General features: G+C 36.6%; 18 protein-coding genes and 1 tRNA gene. 14 read left to right on the top strand and 5 right to left on the bottom strand.

Annotated elements, in window-relative coordinates:
* The first annotated feature begins 6 nt into the window (after positions 1-6).
* Both ACFSQP_RS06620 and argE read left to right on the top strand, forming a co-directional pair.
* Positions 7-1,410 (top strand): YfcC family protein, encoded by a 1,404-nt coding sequence (locus ACFSQP_RS06620; protein ID WP_376892635.1) that lies wholly within the window; start codon positions 7-9, stop codon positions 1,408-1,410.
* An 8-nt stretch (positions 1,411-1,418) separates the two neighbouring features.
* Positions 1,419-2,585 carry an acetylornithine deacetylase gene (gene argE / locus ACFSQP_RS06615; RefSeq protein WP_376892633.1) on the top strand — a complete coding sequence of 389 codons (1,167 nt, stop codon included), beginning with the start codon at positions 1,419-1,421 and terminating at the stop codon, positions 2,583-2,585.
* A gap of 55 nt (positions 2,586-2,640) precedes the next feature.
* On the opposite strand, the gene ACFSQP_RS06610 is transcribed toward argE, so the two are convergent.
* Positions 2,641-3,744 carry a TolB family protein gene (locus ACFSQP_RS06610; RefSeq protein WP_376892631.1) on the bottom strand — a complete coding sequence of 368 codons (1,104 nt, stop codon included), beginning with the start codon at positions 3,742-3,744 and terminating at the stop codon, positions 2,641-2,643.
* A gap of 62 nt (positions 3,745-3,806) precedes the next feature.
* Between ACFSQP_RS06610 and ACFSQP_RS06605 the strand changes: the two genes are divergently transcribed.
* Genes ACFSQP_RS06605 through dusB form a run of 3 tightly spaced genes read left to right on the top strand, consistent with a single transcriptional unit; the run spans position 3,807 to position 6,471 of the window.
* Positions 3,807-5,030, top strand: coding sequence for a M28 family peptidase (locus tag ACFSQP_RS06605; protein ID WP_376892629.1), 1,224 nt, complete (start codon positions 3,807-3,809; stop codon positions 5,028-5,030).
* Positions 5,031-5,036: 6 nt separating this feature from the next.
* Positions 5,037-5,453 carry a DUF4345 domain-containing protein gene (locus ACFSQP_RS06600; RefSeq protein WP_376892628.1) on the top strand — a complete coding sequence of 139 codons (417 nt, stop codon included), beginning with the start codon at positions 5,037-5,039 and terminating at the stop codon, positions 5,451-5,453.
* 22 nt (positions 5,454-5,475) lie between these two features.
* Positions 5,476-6,471, top strand: coding sequence for a tRNA dihydrouridine synthase DusB (gene dusB, locus ACFSQP_RS06595; RefSeq protein ID WP_376892626.1), 996 nt, complete (start codon positions 5,476-5,478; stop codon positions 6,469-6,471).
* 22 nt (positions 6,472-6,493) lie between these two features.
* Here dusB and ACFSQP_RS06590 read toward each other — a convergent pair whose 3' ends face one another.
* Both ACFSQP_RS06590 and rbfA read right to left on the bottom strand, forming a co-directional pair.
* Complete coding sequence (locus tag ACFSQP_RS06590) at positions 6,494-7,702, bottom strand: ABC transporter permease (protein WP_376892624.1); 1,209 nt, start codon at positions 7,700-7,702, stop codon at positions 6,494-6,496.
* Positions 7,703-7,774: 72 nt separating this feature from the next.
* Positions 7,775-8,170: a 30S ribosome-binding factor RbfA gene (gene rbfA / locus ACFSQP_RS06585; RefSeq protein WP_376892622.1), complete on the bottom strand. Its 396-nt coding sequence runs from the start codon at positions 8,168-8,170 to the stop codon at positions 7,775-7,777.
* Between the two features lie 93 nt (positions 8,171-8,263).
* Here rbfA and mce point away from each other — a divergent pair, with 93 nt between their 5' ends.
* The 3 genes from mce to ACFSQP_RS06570 all read left to right on the top strand — a co-directional run bounded on the left by mce (position 8,264) and on the right by ACFSQP_RS06570 (position 10,499).
* Positions 8,264-8,668 carry a methylmalonyl-CoA epimerase gene (gene mce, locus ACFSQP_RS06580; RefSeq protein ID WP_376892620.1) on the top strand — a complete coding sequence of 135 codons (405 nt, stop codon included), beginning with the start codon at positions 8,264-8,266 and terminating at the stop codon, positions 8,666-8,668.
* 83 nt (positions 8,669-8,751) lie between these two features.
* Positions 8,752-8,825, top strand: a tRNA-Ile gene (locus tag ACFSQP_RS06575).
* A gap of 372 nt (positions 8,826-9,197) precedes the next feature.
* A complete protein-coding gene (locus tag ACFSQP_RS06570; RefSeq protein WP_376892618.1) occupies positions 9,198-10,499 on the top strand; it encodes a GAF domain-containing sensor histidine kinase in 1,302 nt (433 codons plus the stop codon).
* Between the two features lie 117 nt (positions 10,500-10,616).
* On the opposite strand, the gene ACFSQP_RS06565 is transcribed toward ACFSQP_RS06570, so the two are convergent.
* Positions 10,617-11,135, bottom strand: coding sequence for a hypothetical protein (locus ACFSQP_RS06565; RefSeq protein WP_376892616.1), 519 nt, complete (start codon positions 11,133-11,135; stop codon positions 10,617-10,619).
* A gap of 474 nt (positions 11,136-11,609) precedes the next feature.
* Here ACFSQP_RS06565 and ACFSQP_RS06560 point away from each other — a divergent pair, with 474 nt between their 5' ends.
* The 4 genes from ACFSQP_RS06560 (at position 11,610) to ACFSQP_RS06545 (ending at position 21,302) form a co-directional block, all read left to right on the top strand.
* Complete coding sequence (locus ACFSQP_RS06560; protein WP_376892614.1) at positions 11,610-16,535, top strand: translocation/assembly module TamB domain-containing protein; 4,926 nt, start codon at positions 11,610-11,612, stop codon at positions 16,533-16,535.
* Positions 16,536-16,581: 46 nt separating this feature from the next.
* A complete protein-coding gene (tamL, locus tag ACFSQP_RS06555; protein WP_376892612.1) occupies positions 16,582-18,885 on the top strand; it encodes a translocation and assembly module lipoprotein TamL in 2,304 nt (767 codons plus the stop codon).
* A 124-nt stretch (positions 18,886-19,009) separates the two neighbouring features.
* Positions 19,010-20,881 carry an OmpA family protein gene (locus tag ACFSQP_RS06550; RefSeq protein WP_376892610.1) on the top strand — a complete coding sequence of 624 codons (1,872 nt, stop codon included), beginning with the start codon at positions 19,010-19,012 and terminating at the stop codon, positions 20,879-20,881.
* Between the two features lie 214 nt (positions 20,882-21,095).
* The gene (locus ACFSQP_RS06545) at positions 21,096-21,302 is read left to right on the top strand and encodes a hypothetical protein (protein ID WP_376892608.1); all 207 of its coding nucleotides are present in this window, start codon (positions 21,096-21,098) and stop codon (positions 21,300-21,302) included.
* Here the strand turns inward: ACFSQP_RS06545 and ACFSQP_RS06540 are convergent, their stop codons facing one another.
* A complete protein-coding gene (locus ACFSQP_RS06540) occupies positions 21,303-21,893 on the bottom strand; it encodes a riboflavin synthase (RefSeq protein WP_376892607.1) in 591 nt (196 codons plus the stop codon). It abuts the gene before it with no gap.
* A gap of 60 nt (positions 21,894-21,953) precedes the next feature.
* On the opposite strand from ACFSQP_RS06540, the gene pdxA reads away from it, so the two are divergent.
* Positions 21,954-23,000 (top strand): 4-hydroxythreonine-4-phosphate dehydrogenase PdxA, encoded by a 1,047-nt coding sequence (gene pdxA / locus ACFSQP_RS06535; protein WP_376892606.1) that lies wholly within the window; start codon positions 21,954-21,956, stop codon positions 22,998-23,000.
* Between the two features lie 72 nt (positions 23,001-23,072).
* Positions 23,073-23,612 (top strand): YceD family protein, encoded by a 540-nt coding sequence (locus ACFSQP_RS06530; RefSeq protein WP_376892605.1) that lies wholly within the window; start codon positions 23,073-23,075, stop codon positions 23,610-23,612.
* Positions 23,613-23,616: the final 4 nt, after the last annotated feature.

The following is a 23,616-nucleotide window of genomic DNA, read 5'->3' as shown; positions in this document are numbered from 1 at the left end:
ATAAATATGGGAAATTATAAGGTGCGCAAAAAAGCGTGGTATGCGCGTATCCCTCATGCGCTTACCATGTTATTTGCCATTATAATTATAGTTAGTGTACTAACTTATATACTACCAGCGGGCACTTACGATCGGGTAGTGGTGGATGGAAGAAAATCTGTAATACCCAATTCCTACCAAGCAATTCCAGCCACGCCTATTGGTATTTTAGACATGTTTAAAGCTATTCCGCTGGGTTTTAAAGCGGCAGTAGATATTATTTTTGTGGTATTTGCTGGCGCAATTATGTTTGGTTTTATGGAAAAGTCCAAAGCGGTTGAAAATGCGGTTGGTACTTTGGTTAAACATTTAGGCCTTAAAAACAAACAAATTATAATTGTACTTGTTACGTTTATTTATGGTTTTTTAGGTATTGCTGTAGGCTACGAAAATAATATTGCCATGATTCCAATTGCGGCTATATTGAGTTTGGCTTTGGGTGGCGATTTAATTTTAGCGGCAGGAATTTCCATAGGTGCCATGACAATTGGTTTTGGGTTATCACCTATAAACCCGTATACGGTAGGCACCGGACACAAATTAGCGGAGTTGCCTATGTTTTCTGGTGCTTTGTTACGTGCCGTACTGTGTTTTGTAGCCTTAAGTACTATGGCCTATTACAACGTAAGGTATTTTAAAAAAATAAGGAAATATCCCGAAAAAAGTTTGGGAAAAGAACTGGATATTACGGGTTTAGCGCTGTCTAAACCTATAAAAGCTTACCGTATTTCTGTTAATAACGGCTTGGTGTTAGCTGTTTTTTTTAGTGGTTTAGCTGTTATGTTATACGGCGTATTTCGTTTAAAATGGTATTTAAATGAATTGTCTGCCGTTTTTTTAATGATTGGTTTACTGTGTGGATTGGTATCTAAAATGAAAGCACAAATTATGAGCGAAACCGTTTTAAAAGCGGTGTCTGTAGCAGCACCTGGTGCTTTTATGGTAGGTTTTGCCGCTTCTATAAAAGTACTTATGGAAATGGGTCAGATTTCCGATACCATTTCGTACCATGTATCATTAGTATTACAAAACTTGCCTGTGTATGCTTCGGCCATAACCATGACATTATCACAAACGCTTATAAACTTTTTTATTCCATCTGGTAGTGGTCAAGCTTTAGCCACCCTACCAATTATGCTGCCTTTAGGCGAATCGGTGGGGTTAACAAAACAAATAACTATTTTAGCCTTTCAAATTGGCGATGGTTTGTCTAATTTAATCAATCCTACTTTAGGAGGTTTAATGGCTATGTTAAGTATGTGCCGTGTACCGCTGGATAGGTGGTTGCGTTTTATTTTTCCTATGTTTGTTTTGCTGCTTATTATGGCTTTTGTAACACTTATGGTGGCCGTAGCTATTAATTATAATTAAGTGTAATCATGACTGTTGAACAAATTTTATCAAAATTAGTAGCCTTTCCAGTTCTTGGAGGTCAAAGTAATTTAAGTATCATTCATTGGATAAAAAACTATATAGAATCCCATAGTATAACCACCACTTTAGTACCCAACCAAGCTGGAACTAAAGCGTCTTTACATTGTAGAATTGGTCCGCCAGTAAGCGGTGGCGTTATTTTATCGGGTCATACAGATGTGGTTCCCGTTGAAGGACAAGCATGGCAAACAAATCCTTTTGAACTAACGGATAAGGGTAATGGAAAACTATATGCAAGAGGAGCCTGCGATATGAAAGGCTTTATAGCATGCTGCTTGGCTACCCTCCCTGCTATGGTAGCAGCCAACCTAAAAAAACCAATTTATTTTGCCTTTTCCTATGACGAAGAGGTGGGGTGTTTAGCTGGCTCCGAATTGGCAACCGCTTTAAAAAGCCACTACACCGAAACACCTAAATATGCTATTATTGGCGAACCATCTATGATGGAACCCATTGTAGGACAAAAAGGAATTAATATTTTAAAAACCACTGTAAACGGCTCGGCTGGACATAGCAGCCGGATAAAACAAGAGGTAAGTGCTATTCATGAAACCATGCGTTTAATAGGGTGGTTGGAGCAAAAAATGAACCGGTTAATTAAGGATGGGCGTTTGGACAACCGCTTTCAACCGCCACATTCTTCCATCCATGTTGGTATGGTAAACGGTGGCATTGCGCCAAATATAATTGCAGATAACGCCTTTTTTTATTGGGATGTTCGTACCATCCCCATGGATAATATACAAACTATAGTTAGTGAGTTTGAAGCTTTTTGTCGCCAACGCGAAGAAGACATCAGACCCCAATTTCCAAATTTTAAAATAGAAACAAAAGAAAATCATCCGGCAGTACCGCATTTAGATACTAAAGCAGATGCCGATATTGTAACACTTTTAAAACGTATTTCTGGTAATTCTAAATTGAATACAGTAGCCTATGCAGCCGAAGCAGGGCAATTTGCAAATGAAGGTTTCCAAACCGCTATTTGCGGACCTGGATCTATAGAACAGGCCCACAGAGCTAATGAATTTATTACCAAAGATGAACTAAACAAAGGTGTTAGAATGTTAGAAAAACTAATTTCTGAACTATCTGACTCCAATTTTAAATAATTAAACATGGTATTCCGTTAGCTTTAATGGCTACAAATGCAGCATAGCTATCCTGTTAATCTTGCCATTCTGCAATAAACAAGTTGGTATCTCTTCCACCGCCATTATTTCTATTAGACGAGAAAATAAGTTTTTTACCATCGTTAGAAAATACGGGAAAGGCATCAAAGGTTTCGCTATGTGTTATACGCTTTAAATTTTTCCCATCAATATCAATCATATATAAATTAAACGGAAAACCGCGTTCGGACTCAAAATTAGAAGAGAATAAAACTTTCTCGCCGCTTGGGTGAAAAAACGGACTCCAATTGGCATTTCCTAAATTGGTTAGTTGGCGTAAATCGCTACCATCGGCATTACAAATATATAATTCCATTTCAGTTGGTTGCACCAAACCTTCAGCTAGTAAATCCTTGTATTCTTTAATTTCTTCCTCTGTTTTTGGCCTAGACGAACGGAAAATAAGTTTGGTACCATCTGGCGAGAAAAAGGCACCGCCATCATACCCTAGTTCAAAGGTAATTTGCTTCACATCACTTCCATCAATATTCATGGTGTATAATTCCAAATCGCCACTTCTATCAGAGGTAAATACAATTTTATCACCTTTTGGCGAAACCGTAGGCTCGGCATCATAGCCTTTTTCATTGGTTAATTGTGCGGTTATATTGCCTTCTAAATCGGCTACAAAAATATCGTAGGTATCATAAATTGGCCAAATATACTTGCCGTTTTTACGCAAGGGAGTTTCGGGGCATTCTTCCCCTCCTAAATGGGTGGATGCATAAATAATATGTTTGTTATCTGGTAAAAAATAGGCACAGGTTGTACGGCCTTTTCCAGTACTTACCATTGGAGGTATATTGTCCTTAAAAATTTCATCAGCGTTCATTAAAAACATCTGATCGCATTTTACATCCCAAGCTGTATTATTGGATTGAAATACCAATTGCTTATCATCAAAACTCCAATAGGCTTCGGCATTATCGCCACCAAAGGTTATTTGTTTTAGGCTTTTAAAGTGTTTTTCCTCTGGATAAATTAAAGAATCTACCCAGGTTGTTGCGCCAGACTCTGCGTCGGGATTGGTATGTTTGTCCGATTTACAGGAAACGGATAATAGGACAACCAACAGGCTGCTATAAATTAAAGGTTTCATTATAAGTTGTTATTAAAAAGTGACAATAATTACGTAATTTGCTCAAAAATAACATTATTAATATGAAGAAAATAGCCTTAATTATACTTTTTATTTCATTTATAGCGTGTAAACAAGAGGACACTTACAAAAACAAAATAAAAGAGGATGTAGCATTTTTGTCCGATGACGCTTTGGAAGGCCGAAAAACAGGGACACAAGGCGAAAAAAAGGCTGCTGCTTATATAGTTGAGCGTTTTAAAGAACTGGGTATAGCTGGAAAAGGTACCGATAACTACTACCAAAGTTTTACGTTTACCCCAAAAACCAATCCGCATGAATCTGTTTCCTATACTACAAACAATCAGGATAGTACCATAACAGGTATAAACGTATTAGCTTATATAGATAATCAGGCTGCCAATACTGTAATAATTGGCGCTCATTACGACCATTTGGGCTATGGTGGCGAGGGGTCTTTGTATAAGGGCGAAAAGGCCATACACAATGGCGCAGACGATAATGCTAGCGGTGTAGCGGTAATGCTGGATTTAGCAGCAAAATTAAAAGGTGTTAATACAGCCAATAATTATTTATTTATGGCTTTTTCTGGTGAAGAAATGGGCTTATTGGGTTCTAATTACTTTGCTAAAAACCCAACTATTGATAGTAAAGCCGTAAGTTATATGATAAATATGGATATGGTTGGTCGCTTAAAACAGGATAGCACGTTGGCTGTTTATGGCACCGGAACCTCACCTGTGTTTAAACAGGTTTTAAGCGCACATAACGATAAATTTAAGTTGGTTGAAAACGAATCTGGTGTGGGCCCAAGCGATCATACGTCGTTTTATTTAATTGATATTCCTGTTTTGCACTTTTTTACTGGCCAGCATGAGGATTACCACAAACCTAGTGATGATGCAGACAAGCTAAATTATACGGGCATGGAAACTATTTCATCTTATATTTTTGATGTTATTTCCGATTTGGATGATAATGGAAAATTAGCTTTCCGAAAAACTAAAAACGAAAGCGAAGAATCGCCGCGGTTTCGCGTTGGTTTAGGCGTTGTTCCAGATTATTTATACGATGGGGAGGGCATGCGAATTGATGGCGTAAGCGAAGATAAACCCGCACAAAAAGCTGGTTTGGAAAAAGGTGATGTGGTGGTTAAACTTGGTGATAGTACCGTTACGAATATGATGAGTTATATGCGCGCTTTGTCGGTTTTTGATACTGGCGATAGTACAAAAGTTACGGTAAAAAGAAACGGCAAACCTTTGGAAGTAACTATTAACTTTTAATATGTTATGCCTATAAATAAACAGGAATTTACAAGCAAAATACATTTAATTATATCGGTTTGTATCGTGCTGCCTGTGGCGTTGGTTTACGGATTTAAACCTGCTTTATTATTTAATATTCATATAAACACCACAGACGCACACCATTTTTTTAAAGCTGTTATGGGGCTGTACATAGGGTTTTCTGTACTTTGGTTGCTTGGTATTTTTAACAAAACCTATTTAAAAATGGCTTTAGTATCCAATTGTATATTTATGTTTGGAATAGGTTTTGGGCGTCTTTTGGGGTATATTCTAGAGGGTACACCCACGGTAATTTATCAAATTGGTTTGGTAGGCGAGTTGCTTCTAGCCTGTTATGGTTTTTGGGTACTACAAAGGCATACAGTTAAAAAAGAGATTTCTAATAATAAAAAATCGTAATTTTGCGCAAAATAAAAAGCAATTGGTTAAAATAGGTAACATAGAACTTCCTGACTTTCCGCTACTATTAGCACCTATGGAAGATGTAAGCGACCCGCCATTTCGCGCTTTATGCAAAGAGCAAGGCGCTGATGTGGTATACACAGAATTTATTTCCAGCGAAGGTTTAATTCGCGATGCGGCCAAAAGCGTTATGAAATTAGATATTTACGAACGCGAGCGGCCAGTAGGTATTCAAATATTTGGTGCCAATTTGGAGAGCATGTTGCAAACCATTGATATTGTTGAAAAATCCAATCCCGATATTATAGATATTAATTTTGGGTGTCCTGTAAAAAAAGTGGTAAGCAAAGGTGCTGGCGCTGGTATATTGAAAGATATCTGCCTAATGGAACAACTAACCGCCGAAATGGTTAAACGTACCAATTTACCGGTTACTGTAAAAACACGTTTGGGCTGGGACCATGACTCTATTCGTATTTTAGAAGTAGCCGAAAGACTTCAGGATGTGGGCTGTAAAGCCATTTCTATTCATGGCAGAACGCGGGCCCAAATGTATAAAGGTGAAGCAGATTGGCGCCCCATTGCCGAAGTTAAAAACAACCCCCGAATGCATATCCCTGTTTTTGGTAACGGCGATGTAGATACGCCCGAACGTGCTATGGAAATGCGCGATGTGTACGGACTAGATGGCTGTATGATTGGTCGGGCTACCATTGGAAACCCTTGGTTTTTTAAACAAGTAAAACATTTTTTTAAAACAGGAGAACATCTAGACCCCATTTCATTGGAGGAGCGGGTAGAAGCAGCCAGACGCCACTTGCAAATGGCTATTGATTGGAAAGGTGAAAAATTAGGTGTTTTTGAAACACGCCGGCATTATACAAACTATTTTAAGGGTATTCCCAACTTTAAAGAGTACCGTATGAAAATGGTTACCAGCGATAGCGCAGTAGATGTATTTGCAGCTTTTGATGAGGTTTTAGATAAATTTTCTGATTACCAATTTGCACAATAACTGCTTGGCTTTTTAGGTAATTTTAAGCAGTTTGAATTAACTTTTTGCTAATACGTGTTGATGCTACTTTAGAAGCTAAAATACCTAAAACCGAAATGGTTATAAAAACAATTAAAAAGTTTTCGATATTTAAGCCCATAGGGTAGGGTAGCGTTGGTGTAATTTTTATAAACCCAAAACTTATTTGTAATTGCACCAATACATAACCAATAACTAAACCCACAAAACCACCAAAAACAGTCATTAAGGACCCTTGAAGAAAAAAAATGGTTCTTATATCTTTTACCGTAGCACCTAAATTATAAAGGGTAAATAGATTCTTTTTTTTATCTAGAATAATCATAATAATGGTGCCAACAACGTTAAACAAAGCAATTATTAATATTAAAGTAAAAATAAGGTAAACGGCTAGGTATTCGGTATTTAGCATTTTATACAGCGCATCGTTAAGTTGTTCTCGGTTTTTTAAGACTACTTTGTCTCCTAGTATAGCAGTAATTGCTTCCCTAACGGTTTCTTCCGAGGCATCGTTACTTATCTTAAACTCTAATGCTGTTACCTCCTGACTCTGAAAATTTAATAAATGTCTGGCCATGGCAATAGGTGCATAAACATACTTATTGTTGGCTGTTTCGTTAACATCAAAAATACCTACGTTTATAGCTTTTAAACTGGTAAAGGCCTGCTTTATGTTGGTAATTTGCCCTTTGCCAGGTTTGGGTACAAATAATTCAACAGCCTTCCCATAGTCCATTACCCCAATATTTAGTCTGTTGGCAATACCCCAACCTGTAACAATTTGGTTGCTATTGTTTGAAAACCAACTACCTAACGGAATAACAGAATCAATGGCTGTAACCGCAACATAATTGGTATCTACGCCTTTTATAAAACCGTTGGGATAATTTTTATCATCAAAAGCTATAAAAACACGCTCTTCAACTATTTGTGCAAACGAAACAATATCTGGATGTTTATTCAGGGCGTTTATATCTTCGGTGGTTAGCATAAACGATTTCCCAACTGCAGCTTCTGCCTTTAAATCAGGATCTATTATAGAGGTAAATTTCAGTGTAAAATCCTTCAAGCCAGCAAAACCGGACAAAACAATAAATAAGGATAAAGCCCCCAATACAACACTTGCAGCGGCAATACCGGTAATAACATTAATAGCGTTGTTACTGCTTTTTGAAAGTAAATACCGCTTGGCTATGTAAAGGGAAAAATTCATAATTTACCTAGCTAATAGGCTCATATAATTTCGGATAAGACTTATGTGTGTTCAGTGCGTGTTGTAATTTCCTTACGATTTTTTTCGCTTCTCCAGTAAATTTGGATCTTGAATAGGATTTTCTGTTCTTTTCAACGATTTTTCAATACCGTCAATATATTCTAATGAGTCGTCTATAAAAAATTCTAATTGCGGCATACGTCGTAATTGGTGTCGGGTACGCTGGGCCAGTTCGTGTTTAATAAGTGGCGCATTGGAACGAATGCCTACCAATAACTCCTTACCTTTATTGTTAGGAAAAATGCTTAAATATACTTTTGCAACAAGCAAATCTGCTGTAACTTTTACTTTCGAAACGGATATTAAAACACCTTGCATGCCACCATATATAGCTGCTTTTTGTAGTATTTCAACCAAATCGCGTTGTAAAACCGATCCTATTTTTTTTTGTCTTTGAGTTTCTTCCATGGTACAAAAATACGCATATTTAAAGATTATTGTATTTTTGAAGGTACTAAAATATGTTTAATTAAAACAGACGAAACCTTTTAAAAGTTATATATGAACAAAATAGAACACATTGGTATTGCGGTAAAAAATTTGGCAGATGCCAATAACCTATTTAAAAAACTCTTTAATGCACCGCATTATAAAATTGAAACAGTGGCAAGCGAAGGCGTAAATACATCATTCTTTAAGGTGGGTAGCAATAAGGTGGAGTTACTGGAAGCTACCAACCCCGAAAGTCCCATTGCAAAATTTATTGAAAAGCGCGGCGAAGGCATTCACCACATAGCTTTTGATGTTGATGATATTGCATCGGAACTTGTACGACTGGAACAAGAAGGCTTTACCGTATTAAATAAAACGCCTAAAAAAGGAGCCGATAATAAAATGGTGGCGTTTTTACATCCAAAATCTACAAATGGAGTACTTATTGAGTTGTGTCAAGATATAAAGGAATAAAAATACTTTGAGAGTAAAAAAATATGTAGTAATATTGCACTCTCTTTACAAAAAGAGGGTAATGAATTAGCCTAGCGCTAATGGGTCCTATAACTCAGTTGGTTAGAGTATCTGACTCATAATCAGAAAGTCCCTGGTTCGAGCCCAGGTGGGACCACTTTTAAAATCAAGCACTTACAAATTTATTGTAGGTGCTTTTTTATTTTGCCTAAAACATATTGCTAATAAATAGTAAATTTGAAGTGTGTAATTAAAATTATCACAAAGTGCCGTACTATGTTTTTTGCCCCAAACCTATGTTAGCAACTGTAATTATTGGTAAAAATGTATTTTAATGTATTGGTAATGTAATATTTATTAAATATGTGGTATTTAAACCGTTTACGCATCCAATTACATTTTTTTTTGAGTATATTCTGCAGGGCTTAATAACTACCAGTGCGTTTATAAACGCTTGTTTAGTGCAAGAAATGCCTGCGCAGATAGTTATTAGCACGAAAAAAACTATTAAAATGGATCCATTTAGTATATGAAACAGGAAGAGAAAGATAGAATTATTGAGAGGCAGCTGCGTTTTCAAGATTTATTAATTAGTATTTCTACCAAGTATATTAATTCAGATTTATCGGATATCGATACCATTATAAATGCGTCTTTAAAAAAAATTGGGCAATTTGTTGGTTCAGATAGAAGTTATATTTTTTCATACGATTTTAATACCAATACCACCTCCAACACATACGAGTGGTGTGCAGAAGGTGTATCGTCGGAGATGCACAACTTACAAAATGTTCCCATAGATTACATTCCACAGTGGTTGGAAGCGCATAAAAAAGGTGAAGCGTTTTACATTGAAAATGTTAGTTTATTGCCCAAAGACGGTCCACATGGTTTACGCGGTATTTTAGAACCACAGGGCGTAAAAAGTTTATTAGCTATTCCGAAGTTTAAAAACAACCAGCTTATTGGTTTTGTGGGTTTTGATGCTGTAAAAACCTTAAAACCTTATACTGAAAACGAAAAAAACATCCTCTTTGTTTTTGCCAATATGCTGGTTAATGTTATGCAACGAAAGGAACACGAGGACCAAATAAAAGCTCAAGAAAAGAAAAAAGAAGAACTACTAATCCATTTATCGCGCCAAAATGAACAACTTAACGAGTACGCACACGCGGTTTCGCACGATTTAAAGGCGCCCTTGGTAAGTATTCATACCTTGATTACGTGGTTTATGGACGACAAAAAGGCCCAATTAAATAAAACCGATTTGGAACAGCTAAATCTGGTGTTATTTAATGTGGAAAAAATGGATTTCTTAATAGAAGGTATTCTGGATTATTCCACTATCGACAGACTGGAAACACCAGACACAAAAATTAATACCAATGCCATTGTAAACGAAATTGTAAAAACACTTTTAATACCCCGCCACATACAAATTAAAATACAAGAAAATTTACCTAATATTTATGCCAACACATGGCGCATTAAACAGGTATTTCAGAACTTAATTCACAATGCTTTAAAATATTCCGATAAAGAAAAGGGTATAATTGAAATAGGCTGTGTTGAAAAAAAAGACCATTACGAGTTTTTTGTAAAGGATAATGGCATTGGAATACATGCACAGTATTTCGATAAAATATTTAAAGTGTTTACCAAACTGGAAAGCAAAAGTACCTCTTCTGGCATTGGGCTTTCTATTGTTAAAAAAATAATTACCTACTATCAGGGTGAAATTTGGCTAGAAAGTCAAGAAGGTGTTGGTACTACTTTTTATTTTACATTCCTAAAGAATAACCAATTGCCCAGTGTGCCTAATAAATTGTAAACAAAAGAACTAGCTGTTTACACGTTTTTTTAAAGCTACAATACCAGAAGGTTTTGTTGGCTAATTAGGCAAAACGTTTAGCAATTAGCCTCATAAATGCTTGTAAATAAATAAGCCTTATGTAGTGTCTCGAAATCCTTTTACAAAACCTACGCTAAAATCTATACACCATGCTAGGGTTAAAAACAACATCCAAACTATAAAAACAGTTAATCGCCAAAACAACTTAAGAATACCAATAGCTGCCAAGGTTCCCATATAAATAAGCTGTAGTGTAGCAGCATTTTTTCCACGAATCTGTACACCTGCTAATTTAAAACTAGAATAATTGGGCTTTAGTAAGTTATAAGAACCTCGGTTGTTTTTTATAGAAGTGCTCATGCCACTTTTCGATATGTTAAAGCGAAAAGGGCCGCTAGCATACCTACCTATAAACTGAAAGTTTCCACGCTGAAAACCCATACGCGCACCTTTAAACAAGCGCTTATGTAGGCGCACGCCATGATTGGTGTTTATTGTGGCTGCATACCCTTTACCCGAAAAAGTTTTGGTTGCCGATAGGCCTCCAGTCCTAGAAACACGTACATGTTTTCCTTTGTATTCTATTCGTTTTTGAGGTTTTTTTGAAGCGGACATGGGGCTGAAACGTATTTAAAAAATTTGTTTAAACTTACAGCTATTAAACAAGAGGCCTCTTAAAATACTATTTTTTGTGTCCAATACCAAATACCTTGGTAAAACAAGGTTTTTTGCTGGACACCTTCTTTATAAAACACCAAATTTCGCGTTGGCAATTATGCGCTAACCGTTGGGCAATTTTCTAGACAAAAGACATAAATAATACCTGTGATGTTAATAGTTTTAATTACTTTACTGTATGAATTATTTATATATTTATTAAAGTGCATAAACAAGCTTTAAAATAATAAATTTGTATTTCGAAAATCCTTTTTTTAATACAAGGAACACCACAACATGCCACAGAAATCAGTAAATAAAACCCTTGGGTTAACAATTCTTAAAATAGTCGGCCGGATTGTTTTAGCTCTTCTTTTACTGTTTTTTTTAATAATTCTTTTCGTTCGTAGTCCGTGGGGGCAAAATATAATAGTGAACAAAGCGGTTACCTTTATAGCCAATAAAACGGAAACAAAGCTAGCTGTTGAAAAACTATTTATAACATTCGATGGCGATGTGCAACTGGATAATTTATATCTAGAAGACAAGCAAGGCGATACCTTAATTTACTCTAAATCCTTGGAAGTAAACGTGCCCATTTGGGCGCTTGTTAGAGGAAACGGAATAGGGGTAGATGCTTTAAAGTGGGACGGGTTGCGCGCCAATATTATTCGGAAAGATACTGTTAACGGATTTAACTTTCAGTTTTTAATTAATGCTTTTTCAACGCCTAGTGCCAACACACCTCAACAAGCAACAGCTAACGCCAAACCTCTAAACCTAATTTTAGGTTCTATGCGTTTTAAACATTTTGATGTGGTTTACAACGATGCCGTAACCGGAATAAATAGCCGAATAAAATTTGATGAACTGGTTGCCAATATGGAGGAAACCAACCTAGAGTCGCTAACCTTTCAGGCGTCTAAACTAGCGTTAACCAATAGTCAGATTACATTTTTAGAAACCCATAAAACAGTACCCAACACCAACGAAACGAGTGCGTTACCACTGTTAGGTGTAAAAAAACTGACACTTAACCATGTTTCGGCTTTTTACAAAAGCATTCCAAATGGTATAGATGTAAATGCGAATATTAGTCGGTTTTCTGCCAAAATACCTTCAATAAACTTAACCAATCGGCAGTTTCTTTTGGATGCGGTTCAGCTTAACAATTCAAAAATAACGCTTAATACGCAATTGGCGGCTAATGAATTAGGTAAAGAGACCCAAACACAAACCGATGCTTCTTTATGGCCAAACATGCAGTTGGAGGTAGGTCGCTTACAGTTGGAAAACAATAGTTTTAAATTTACAACAAATAATCAGGTTCCTAAAGCAGGTGTTTTTAACCCGCTTGCATTGGATTTTTCAGATATTCAGCTCAACGCACAATCTATTTTGCTCCAAGATAAAAAGGCGCAATTACAGCTTAATCAGGCTTCTTTTAACGAAATATCGGGACTTAAATTAAAAAATCTGATAGCCCATTTACAGGTTTCCGACACGGATTTAAACCTTGAAAAACTGGAACTTGCTTTAAATAAAAATTTATTAGAAGGAAATGTACAAGTGCATTATCCTGCTTTACAAACAGCAGTTTCAAGTCCAGAACAGGCTCAAATTGTAGCAAATTTTCCAACATGGCGCATAGCGCTTCAAGATTTGTTTTTACTGCAGCCAAGCTTACAACAAAATACCTATCTAAATCAATTGAGCAAGCATAACATTAGCGGTAAAATAAAAGTAAAGGGAAACCTAGCAGATATAACATTTAAAACGTTTCTCCTAAACTGGCATGAAACTAATGTGGCAGCAACAGGTACTTTAAAAAACATAACCAATCCAGACCAACTAGCTTTTAATATTACCGCGTTTTCGGCAGAAACAAAACGGGATGATGTAACACCGTTTATAAATTCGGATAGTCTAGAAATTTATTTACCCAACCAAATACGTGTTAAAGGCGATGTAGTTGGTAATTTAAATAGGATGGCGGGCCAAGTGCATTTAACAAGCTCGCAGGGCAGTGCTTCTGTAAAAGGGCGGTTTGAAAACACAGATGTTTTAGCCTTTAATGCCCAAGTATCTGTAGCGGATTTCGACCTGAACAGTTTATTGCAAAACAAGGATCTAGGGCGTTTAAATATGCATGCAGAAGCCCAAGGAACTGGTGCCAATATAAATAGTTTGGATGCCAAACTTACCGCAACAATAGATAGTTTTAACTATAAAAACTATCCTATAAAAAATGTAGTTTTAAATGGCGCTGTTAAAAACGGCACGGGGCAAATTACATCTAACTACCAGGATAAAAATTTAAATGCCGAATTAGTAACTACAGTTGTTTTAGATTCGGTGGCTCCTCAAGCCACAGCCCAAGTTAAAATTATTGGCGCCGATTTACAAGCACTCGGAATTCTAAATCGGGATATAAAAACGGCCATGGATATTCAAGCAGATTTTTCAGGTAATACCAAACATTTTAATCTGGAAACGGTTATAAACGACGGCATTTTTGTTTACGATAATAAAAGCTATTTATTAGGTAAACTCACTGCATCTGCCTACGTTAGGCCAGATACCACGGCCGTAACACTTAACAACAAAATGGCAGATATGGTATTGCAATCTAATGCCTATCCAGAGGATATTTTGGCGGCGTTAAGGCATCATGTTTCGGGGTATTTTTTTAATCGCTATAAGTCGGATAGAGACAGTTTGGCTAGCCCCGTAAATTTAAAGTTGCAGGGTAAAATAAGCAAATCGCCTATTTTAAACGAAGTGTTTTTTGTTAATTTAGTAGATTTAGACACCATAGATGTTGCTGTAAACTTTAATGAAGCAGCCCGAAAATTAGATGCCTCCGTTACCGTACCTTATATAAACTACAACAATCTGGAAGTTGATAATTTGGCGTTTACCATGAACTCCAATTCAGATGCTTTTAATTTTAATCTTGGCTTTAACGAGGTTACAGCAGGACCGTTAAATATTCAAAAAACACTATTTTCTGGAAACCAAACCAGTTCGGGTTTAATGTTGGAGTTTACAGCTTATCAAAACAAGGCAATATTAACACAGGTGTTTAGTAAAATAACAGGAACCCCAGATGCCTTTAAGTTTCAGGTGCAACCAGATAATTTAATTATTAATAAAACACAGTGGCAGGTTCCCGATAGCAATGAAATGCTTGTGTACGATGACAAATTGGCGTTTAATGATTTCAAGTTTACAAAAGGTAATCAGGCATTCGAAATAACCGATAAACTACCCAATAACAATAAAGATCATATTGCGGTAAACTTTAAAAACTTTAAACTTCACGAATTTTTAAGCTATTTAAATGCAGAAGAAAAGTTAGCCTCGGGTAGCTTAAATGGCGACTTAATTTTGGAGGAGCCTTTTGAGGATACCGGCATATTGGCAGATTTAAATATAGCCGACTTTCATATTGTAGATGTTAATGTTGGGGGTTTAACAGTAAACGCCAAATCTTTAGGTGGCGAACGTTACGATTTTCACGCACACCTAAAAGGCGGAGAAATAGATTTAGACCTGTCTGGCGATTACTTGGCAACGCCGGTAGGCGCAAATTTAGACCTAAATTTGGATATTAATAGGTTTAACATGACAGCTTTAACTGCTTTTACCGATGGCGAACTAACCGAAACCTCTGGTTATTTTTCGGGTCGTTTTGATGTGTCTGGCACCACCAGAGACCCCGAGTTTACCGGCAATATTCAATTTAATAAAGCCCAGTTTAAAGTGGCCAAGTTTAATGCTGCTTTTAGTTTAAAAGAAGAAACCATTACCGTTAATAACGCCGGAATTACTATGGATAATTTTACCATAACCGATGCTAATGGCAATCTGTTTAAAATGACTGGAAAAATTGGTACCCAATCCTATGTTAATCCAAGTTTTAATTTAAACGTAACTGCAAACGACTTTCAGGTACTAAATGCCACCAAAGAAGATAACGATTTTCTGTACGGTAAGGCTGGTTTTAACGGGACGGCTCAAATAACTGGAAACTTACTGGTGCCAAAAATAAAAATGAATATGGAAGTTACACCCAATACCAACGTAACCTATGTGTTGCCTTCTGCAGCCTTAAATGTAGAGGAACGCGATGGTGTTGTGGAATTTGTTAACCGAAATAACCCCAATGCTATTTTAACCCGAACTAAAGAGCGCACAGCCACAGTAAAAGGACTCGATATTGCAGCGCAAATAAAGGTAAATAAAGAAACGGCCGTTACCTTAATTTTAGATAAAGAAACAGGCGATAATTTTAAGGTTTCTGGAGCAGGCGATTTTAATGTAAGCATGAATCCTAACGGAAACTTAAGACTGTCGGGAATTTATGAAGTAGCTTCTGGACACTACGAATTAAATTTATACAAAATTGTAAACCGAAAATTTAGCTTGGTTCCCGGTAGCCGAGTTTCTTGGTCTGGCGACCCTTTTGATGCAAAACTAGATGTAAAAGCAAAATACGAGGTTGAAACATCGGCCTCATCGTTAATGGCACCGGTTTACTCCGGAAGCGACCCAGCTATTAAAGGAAAATTTCGCCAAGTGTTACCATTTTATGTGTATCTAAATATTAATGGCCAACTACTGGAGCCCGAAATAGCCTTTAGTTTGGACATGCCCGAAGAAAAACAAGGCGCCGTTGGTGGACAGGTTTTTGGTCGTATTCAACAACTAAATAATCAGGAGGACGAATTAAACAGACAGGTGTTTTCCCTACTAGTTTTAAACCGGTTTTATCCAGATCCAGGCAGCGATGGCAGTTCTGGCGGTGTGGCTTCTATTGCCAGAAATAACTTAAACGATGCCGTTGCAGATCAGTTAAATATGTTTTCAGATAAATTATTGGGTAGCACAGGTTTCGAACTGGATTTTGGCTTAAATAGTTATACGGATTACCAAGGTAATTCGCCCAAGCAGCGGACTCAATTGGATATTGCTGCACAAAAAAAATTGTTCGACGACAGGCTCATTGTGCGCGTTGGTAGCGAGGTAGATATTGAAGGAAGCAGTTCTACCGGCGAAGACGCACCTATTATTGGCAATGTAAGTATCGAGTACTTATTAACAGAAAGTGGCCGATACCGCTTAAGGGGTTTTAGTAGAAATGAATTTGAAAATGTAATAGACGGCCAAACGGTAGTAAGTGGAATTGCCCTAATATTTACGCAGGAATTTAACAAATATAACGAACTTTGGGATGCGCTTTTTAAATCTGAAACCAAATCTGAAAAAGAGGCCAAAGAACAAAAAGAACAAAAAAAACAAGCAGCAAAAACAAAAGCTAACAACGCTAAAACCAACACCGAGTCTCGTAACTAAAGTAACCGTAACATTGGGTATTATTGCGTAAATAACAAGACTGAATATGAAGGGCCTAACCTGTAAAACTAGAAACTTGAAAACCAATCCAACGCAACTAATTATATATTGGTTCCTTTTAGGAAGTTTTTACTCATGCAGTATTACAAAATATATTCCAGAGAATGAACGGCTTTACACAGGCGCTAACCTAACCATCCAGTCGGAGGCGAGTATTGAAAACAAAGCCGATTTAAAAACCGATTTACAGGCTGTTTTAAAACCTCAACCAAATTCAAAAATTTTAGGTATGCACCTGGGGCTGTACTACTACTATAAAAATCAAACCGAAAAACCCGGATTTATAAACAAATGGTTATACAAAAAAATAGGCGAAGAACCCATTTACCAATCGGATGTAGAAACCTACGAGGTGGAAGATTTATTGCTAAACAGACTGGAAAATAAAGGTTTCTTTTATGGTCGCGCAACTGCTGTTTTTGAAGAAACAGATAAAAAAGCGGCGGTAACCTACAACATAAATGTGCCCAAACCTTACAGAATGGAGCAGTATAAACTAGATACCATGCCCACAAGTATTGGGAAAAGTATTGAAGCCTTAATGCCGGAAACTGTTTTTGAAAAAAATATGCGTTTCGATTTAAATAGGATGAAACAGGAACGAAATCGCATAGATAAAGGTTTAAAACAAAAAGGATATTACAACTTTAATGATAGCTTTTTAATATTTCAGGCAGATACTAACAATTACACTAACAAACAATTCGATTTATTTCTGAAACTAAAAAACGATGTACCTCAAAAAAGCATCATTCCATATAAGCTATCAACAATAAATATTTATCCAACCTACCGCGTATCAGATTCGGTATCGGCGCAAACTACCAGCTACAACAATAAGCAGTATATTCAAGAAGAAGAATTTTTTAAACCGGCCTATCTAGACCCGTTTATTACCCTAGAAACAAACCAGTTTTTTAATCCAGCCGACTCCCGAAATACAGCCAGGCGCTTATCTACAATTGGGGCGTATAAATATGTAAACATTCAGTACCAAGAACTAGATAGCTTAGCCGCCGATGGTTCAGGACTATTGGAAGCCAATATATTTTTATCGCCATTAAATAAGCGAGCCTTAAGAGCCGAACTGCAGGTGGTAACCAAATCTAATAATTTTGCAGGACCCGCCTTTAGTTTAACCTTAAGCAACAGAAACCTATTTGGCGGCGGCGAAACTTTTAATATTACGCCCAAAATAGGATACGAAAAACAGCTAGGAGGCAAACAAAATTCAGGAAACAGCAGTTTGGAGCTAGGCATACAAAACGAATTAATTTTTCCGAGAGTGCTGTTTCCAATTAAAATTAACGACGATTTTTTTAAGTATTCCATTCCTAAAACAAAAACCTCCTTAAGTGTCGATTACTTAAAGCGAAGCAATTTATACACGCTGTTGTCAGGAACAGCTTTATTTGGTTACTTATGGGATGCCAATAGGTATGTAACACACGAAATTAATCCTATTTCTTTAAACTACACCGAGTTATTAAATAATACACCCGAGTTTGAGGCTATTTTAGAAAATGATCCCTTTTTAAGACGCAGTTTCGACCAACAGTTTATTGCGGGTTTAACCTATGGTTTTACCTACAATGAAATGATTGACACCCAAAAAAAGCATCAGTTATTTTTTAATTTCACATTAGATTTGGCTGGAAGCACCATTGGCCTATTTGGTAAAGACCAAGGGCCAGAAAAGCCCAAAACCTTTTTAGGTTTTGAATATGCACAGTACGCCAAAGCAGATATAGATTTTCATTACCATTTTAATTTTGGCAACGAAAAAGTTATCGCAGCACGTTTATTTGGCGGTTATGGTTTGGCTTTCGGAAATTCGGATGTGGTTCCATTTGTAAAACAGTATTATTCTGGCGGTCCTTACAGTGTTCGTGCTTTTAATATTAGGTCCTTGGGGCCAGGTACTTACAATTCGGACACCTCCCAAAATAGCGTCTTTTTCGATAAAACAGGAAATATTAGGCTAGAGGCTAATTTAGAATACCGATTTCCTATTATATCTTTTCTTAAAGGGGCTGTTTTTGCAGATGCTGGTAATATTTGGAATTCCAAAGAAAACCCTATTTATAATGGTGCCGATAAGTTTGATGGCAATTTTTTATCCGAATTGGGTATGGGAGCGGGAATAGGTTTGCGTGTGGATATTCAAAGTTTTGTTATTCGGTTCGATTTGGCAGCACCGTTTCACGACCCAGCTCTTCCTAAAGGAAAACGATTTGATTTTGATGTTAGTGAACCAATTCTAAATTTTGCTATTGGGTATCCATTTTAGTTCTATTAATTGAAATATAATAGTAAATTGTAGCTTTAATTTTAGAAACAAAAAAATAGTTGGTATGTAAACCGTTGCCTAAATGTAACATCCAATCTAATTTGTTCGAAAAAAACACACACTAATGAAAAATCTATTTACCGCATTAAGTATCATACTAGTCATTACTGGAGGCTTTTCGCAAAATGAAAAATCGGAACAAGCAGACAAGTTATTTCAATCCTATCAATATGTAGATGCTATAGATGCCTATTTAAAGCTAGTAAAAAATAACGAAGCAGATACCTATGTGTATAACCAATTGGCAGATAGTTATTATTATGTTTTTAATATGGACGAAGCGGTAAAATGGTATGCTAAAGCTATAAAAAACACGCAAAACGCTGAAACGTATTACCGCTACGCGCAAGCTTTAAGAACGCAAGGCGCTTACGAAGAGGCTAACAAGCAAATGGCGGTTTTTGCACAACAAAACCCAACAGATCCCCGGGCAATAGCTTATTTAGAAAATCCAAACAATACACCCAAACTTGCCGATAGTTCTAAATTGTTTGAAGTTACCGAAACAACAGTTAATAGTCCCAACCAAACCGATTTTGGTCCGGTGCTTTCCAATACCAATATACTGTACTTTACCAGCACCCGTAACACGCGCAAAAAAGAGGACCAATGGACTAATACACCATACTTAGACATGTATCAATCGCAACGCGATGCCAACGGACAATGGTCTGAACCAGAACCTGTAAATGCGTTAAACACACCTTACCACGACGGACCTTTAACGATAAGTGAAGACGGCACGGTTATGATTTTTTCCAGAGATGGGCACAGCGAAAAATCGTTTAAAAAGCTGGAAAATAAAAACATAAAACTAGCACAACAAGGTTTATACAAAGCAACATTAGTAAATGGTAAATGGACTAATATTGAGGCATTGCCCTTTAATAGTAACGACTATTCAGTAACGCATCCTAGTTTAAGTAGCGACGGAAAAACCTTGTATTTTGCATCCAATATGCCAGGCGGATTGGGCGATACCGATATTTGGAAAGTAAGCATAAACGGCAATAATTATGGTGAACCAATTAATTTGGGAAAACAGGTAAATACAGCCGGTAAAGAAGGGTTTCCGTTTATAAGTAACAACCATATTTTATATTTCGCTTCCAGCGGAAGAGCTGGGTACGGCGGTTTAGATGTGTTTAAAACAGACCTAAACACAACTGAAAAAGCGGTTAATTTAGGCACCGGCATTAACACTGAAAAGGACGATTTTTCATTCAGTTTTAATACCAAATACCATGTTGGTTTCTTGGCTTCAAACAGGTCTGGTGTTGATAATATTTATATGGCTACACCAATTTGTCAGTTTAAAACCATTGTTATGGTTACAGATGCCACTACCAACCAACCAATTAAAGGCGCTGTCGTGTCTGTTTTAGATCGGCAACAAAATACCATAGCGAAACAAAAAACAAAAGCCAAGGGGGAAATTGATTTTGATGTAACATGCAATCCCGATTATATTATAAACGTGGCAAAAGCAAAATACAATACAGCTTCCGTACAAGTGGGTACCCCCGAAAACAATAAAACAGTGGTTCAGGTAGCGCTTATGCCAATAAGCACGTTAATAACAGACACTGAAGTAAAGCTAAATAATATATTCTTCGAATTCGACAAAAGTAATATTACCCAGCAGGGCGCCCTTGAACTAAATAAATTAGTAGCTGTAATGAAGGACTATCCAGATATGCAAATTTTAATCCGATCGCATACAGATTCTAAAGGAAATGCAGATTATAATTTAAAATTATCCGACAGGCGTGCCCAAGCTACCATGCAATATGTAATTTCTAAAGGTATCAATAAAGACAGGTTGGCTGCAGTAGGTTTGGGAAGTAGCGAGCCAAAAGTTAATTGTGCTCCCAATTGTACAGATGTGGAAGATGCGCAAAATAGGCGTTCGGAGTTTTTAATTGTTAAAAAGTAGCGTTAAGCATGCTTTTAGTTTACAATGTGGCGGTTTTAGCAATTAAATATAAGGAAATGGTAGTTTAATAAGATTAGTAAAATAGGTAGTTTAAAAAAGTGGTTATCGTTTTTTAAATATAATTTATGTATTTTGTCGAAAAAATATGCTTTTCACGGATGATTTTTAAAAATTTATATCGTTTAGACCATCTTTTTCTTACTTTTGTTTCAGCATGACAGTATTAACTTACAAATTATTGGCCTTACTTAATGTTATCTTATTAAGTATGGCTTATTTTATTCAAGATCCGCCACAGCCGCAACCTCCAGGACCGCCGCCACCTCCGGGATTACCCATAGATGGTGGTGTTATTATTGGGTTACTATTTGGACTCGTTTTTGGGGTGTCGCGCCTTGTAAAGGCTGGTAAAAAAGACTAGCTAGTTTTGCTGTTCAAATAGGCGTTTTACATATTTGCCAATAACATCAAATTCTAAATTAACCACGGTTCCCACTTTAAACGTATTAAAGTTTGTATGTTCGTACGTATAGGGAATTATTGCAACACTAAAACTATTTTTTTTGGAGTTAACAACCGTTAGGCTAACACCATTAATGGTTACAGAACCTTTTTCTATGGTTATATTGTTTAGTGTAGCGTCGTATTCAAAACTAAAAATCCAACTACCTTCCGTTTCTTCAACATGTGTGCATACAGCTGTTTGGTCTACATGACCCTGCACCATATGGCCATCTAGTCGGGCACCAAGTTTCATGGCGCGTTCTAAATTTACGTTATCGCCTACTTGCAATGCTGAAATATTGGTTTTTTTTATAGTTTCATCAATAGCTGTTACGGTGTAATCATTACCGTTTATAGCCACAACAGTTAAACAAATACCATTATGAGCCACACTCTGGTCTATTTTTAGCTCCGGTGTAATTTTAGCTTTAACAGTAATGTGTAAATTTTGCGCTTCTTTTTCTAGTTTTTGTATAGTGCCAATATCTTCTATGATGCCAGTAAACATAAGTACGGATTATTTGGTTAAATTTGCAATGCAAAATTACAAACAAAAGTTAGTTAATACATGAGGAAAGCAGAAAATGTTATTGTTGGTATCTCCATAGGAGATTTGAATGGTGTGGGTGGCGAAATAATTTTGAAAACATTGGAAGATGATAGAATACTGGAGCTTTTTACGCCCGTAATTTTTGCCTCGGCTAAAACCATTACGTTTTTAAAAAATCATTTTAATTTAACGCTTAATTTTAACGGTATTTCCAATGCTAATCAAATTATTACGGGCAAAATTAACGTGGTTAATGTTTGGAACGATCGGGTAAATATACATTTTGGCGAGGAAGATCCTGCTATTGGGCAATACGCTATTAAATCCTTATTTGCAGCAACCAAAGCGCTAAAGGAAGATGCTATAGATGTGCTAGTAACGGCGCCTATTAACAAACACACCATCCAGTCCGATGATTTTAAATTTCCAGGTCATACAGATTATTTGGCACAAGAGTTAGGTGGGCACAGTCTTATGTTTATGGTTAATAACACCTTGCGTATTGGTTTACTAACAGACCATGTGCCTGTTAAGGATGTAGCCAGTTGCATTACGCCAGAGCTTATTAAGGATAAAGTACAAACGGTTTATAAAAGTTTGCAACAAGATTTTAATATTAGACGTCCTAAAATTGCTATGCTTGGCATAAATCCGCATACAGGCGACCATGGCGTAATAGGTACCGAAGACGATACCATTATGCGCCCAACCTTGCAAGCCATAAACGACACCGGTAAATTGGTGTACGGACCCTACGCAGCCGATAGTTTTTTTGGATCGGGAAATTACAAAAATTTTGACGCTATTATTGCTGCCTACCACGACCAAGGTTTAATACCTTTTAAAACCCTGTCCTTTGGCAATGGGGTAAATTATACAGCTGGTTTATCTAAAATTAGAACATCGCCAGATCATGGTACCGCATTTGAAATAGCTGGTAAGGGGCAAGCAGATAATAACTCCTTTAAAGAAGCTATTTTTTTAGCTTTAAAATTGTATCAAAATAGAATGGAGTATGCGGAATTAACTAAAAACCCACTAGTTACACCACAAAAAAAGATATAAACAAAAAAATGTTTATAAGTGTTATAAGCTAAATAATTTTTATATATTTGCAGGCTCAAAATAGATGTGATAATGAGGGAATTGAAAACATTTACCATACCATTTGTAGGGTTGAAGTTAGGAAAGCATCAGTTTGAGTATAAAATAGACAAAGCGTTCTTTGATTTTTTTGACTATCAAGACTTTGAAACTGTAGATGTGTTGGTTAACCTAGAGTTAAACAAAAAAACAACACTGTTAGAGTTGCATTTTCAAATTTCTGGCCACGTAGGCGTTTCTTGCGATGTAACCAACGAGCCTTACAACCAACCGTTAGAAAACACTTTCGATTTGGTGGTAAAGTTTGGCGAAGCCTACAACGACGAAGAAATAGATTTGCTTGTAATACCACACGGCGAATATGAAATTAACGTGCAACAGTATATATATGAAACCATTATACTAGCTGTGCCAACAAAATTAACGCATCCTGGTTTAGAAGACGGTACGTTGCAGTCCGAAATTCTTGATAAGTTAGAAGAATTAAGTCCAAAAGAAAACAAAGAAAAAAAAGATAACGAGGAAATAGACCCCCGTTGGAATACACTAAAGAAACTATTAACGGATAAATAACAAT

The sequence above is a fragment of the Bizionia sediminis genome (assembly GCF_042684585.1).
Lineage (GTDB): Bacteria > Bacteroidota > Bacteroidia > Flavobacteriales > Flavobacteriaceae > Algorimicrobium > Algorimicrobium sediminis.
The sequence above is the reverse complement of the archived record's forward strand: the minus strand, read 5'-3'. Positions and strand labels throughout refer to the sequence as shown.

Excerpts from the sequence above, each read along its gene's own strand:
- ACFSQP_RS06620 (WP_376892635.1), top strand. The coding sequence starts at position 7 with ATGGGAAATTATAAGGTGCGCAAAAAAGCGTGGTATGCGCGTATCCCT.
- argE (WP_376892633.1), top strand. The coding sequence starts at position 1,419 with ATGACTGTTGAACAAATTTTATCAAAATTAGTAGCCTTTCCAGTTCTT.
- ACFSQP_RS06610 (WP_376892631.1), bottom strand. The coding sequence starts at position 3,744 with ATGAAACCTTTAATTTATAGCAGCCTGTTGGTTGTCCTATTATCCGTT.
- ACFSQP_RS06605 (WP_376892629.1), top strand. The coding sequence starts at position 3,807 with ATGAAGAAAATAGCCTTAATTATACTTTTTATTTCATTTATAGCGTGT.
- ACFSQP_RS06600 (WP_376892628.1), top strand. The coding sequence starts at position 5,037 with ATGCCTATAAATAAACAGGAATTTACAAGCAAAATACATTTAATTATA.
- ACFSQP_RS06590 (WP_376892624.1), bottom strand. The coding sequence starts at position 7,702 with ATGAATTTTTCCCTTTACATAGCCAAGCGGTATTTACTTTCAAAAAGC.
- rbfA (WP_376892622.1), bottom strand. The coding sequence starts at position 8,170 with ATGGAAGAAACTCAAAGACAAAAAAAAATAGGATCGGTTTTACAACGC.
- mce (WP_376892620.1), top strand. The coding sequence starts at position 8,264 with ATGAACAAAATAGAACACATTGGTATTGCGGTAAAAAATTTGGCAGAT.
- ACFSQP_RS06570 (WP_376892618.1), top strand. The coding sequence starts at position 9,198 with ATGAAACAGGAAGAGAAAGATAGAATTATTGAGAGGCAGCTGCGTTTT.
- ACFSQP_RS06565 (WP_376892616.1), bottom strand. The coding sequence starts at position 11,135 with ATGTCCGCTTCAAAAAAACCTCAAAAACGAATAGAATACAAAGGAAAA.
- tamL (WP_376892612.1), top strand. The coding sequence starts at position 16,582 with ATGAAGGGCCTAACCTGTAAAACTAGAAACTTGAAAACCAATCCAACG.
- ACFSQP_RS06550 (WP_376892610.1), top strand. The coding sequence starts at position 19,010 with ATGAAAAATCTATTTACCGCATTAAGTATCATACTAGTCATTACTGGA.
- ACFSQP_RS06545 (WP_376892608.1), top strand. The coding sequence starts at position 21,096 with ATGACAGTATTAACTTACAAATTATTGGCCTTACTTAATGTTATCTTA.
- ACFSQP_RS06540 (WP_376892607.1), bottom strand. The coding sequence starts at position 21,893 with ATGTTTACTGGCATCATAGAAGATATTGGCACTATACAAAAACTAGAA.
- pdxA (WP_376892606.1), top strand. The coding sequence starts at position 21,954 with ATGAGGAAAGCAGAAAATGTTATTGTTGGTATCTCCATAGGAGATTTG.
- ACFSQP_RS06530 (WP_376892605.1), top strand. The coding sequence starts at position 23,073 with ATGAGGGAATTGAAAACATTTACCATACCATTTGTAGGGTTGAAGTTA.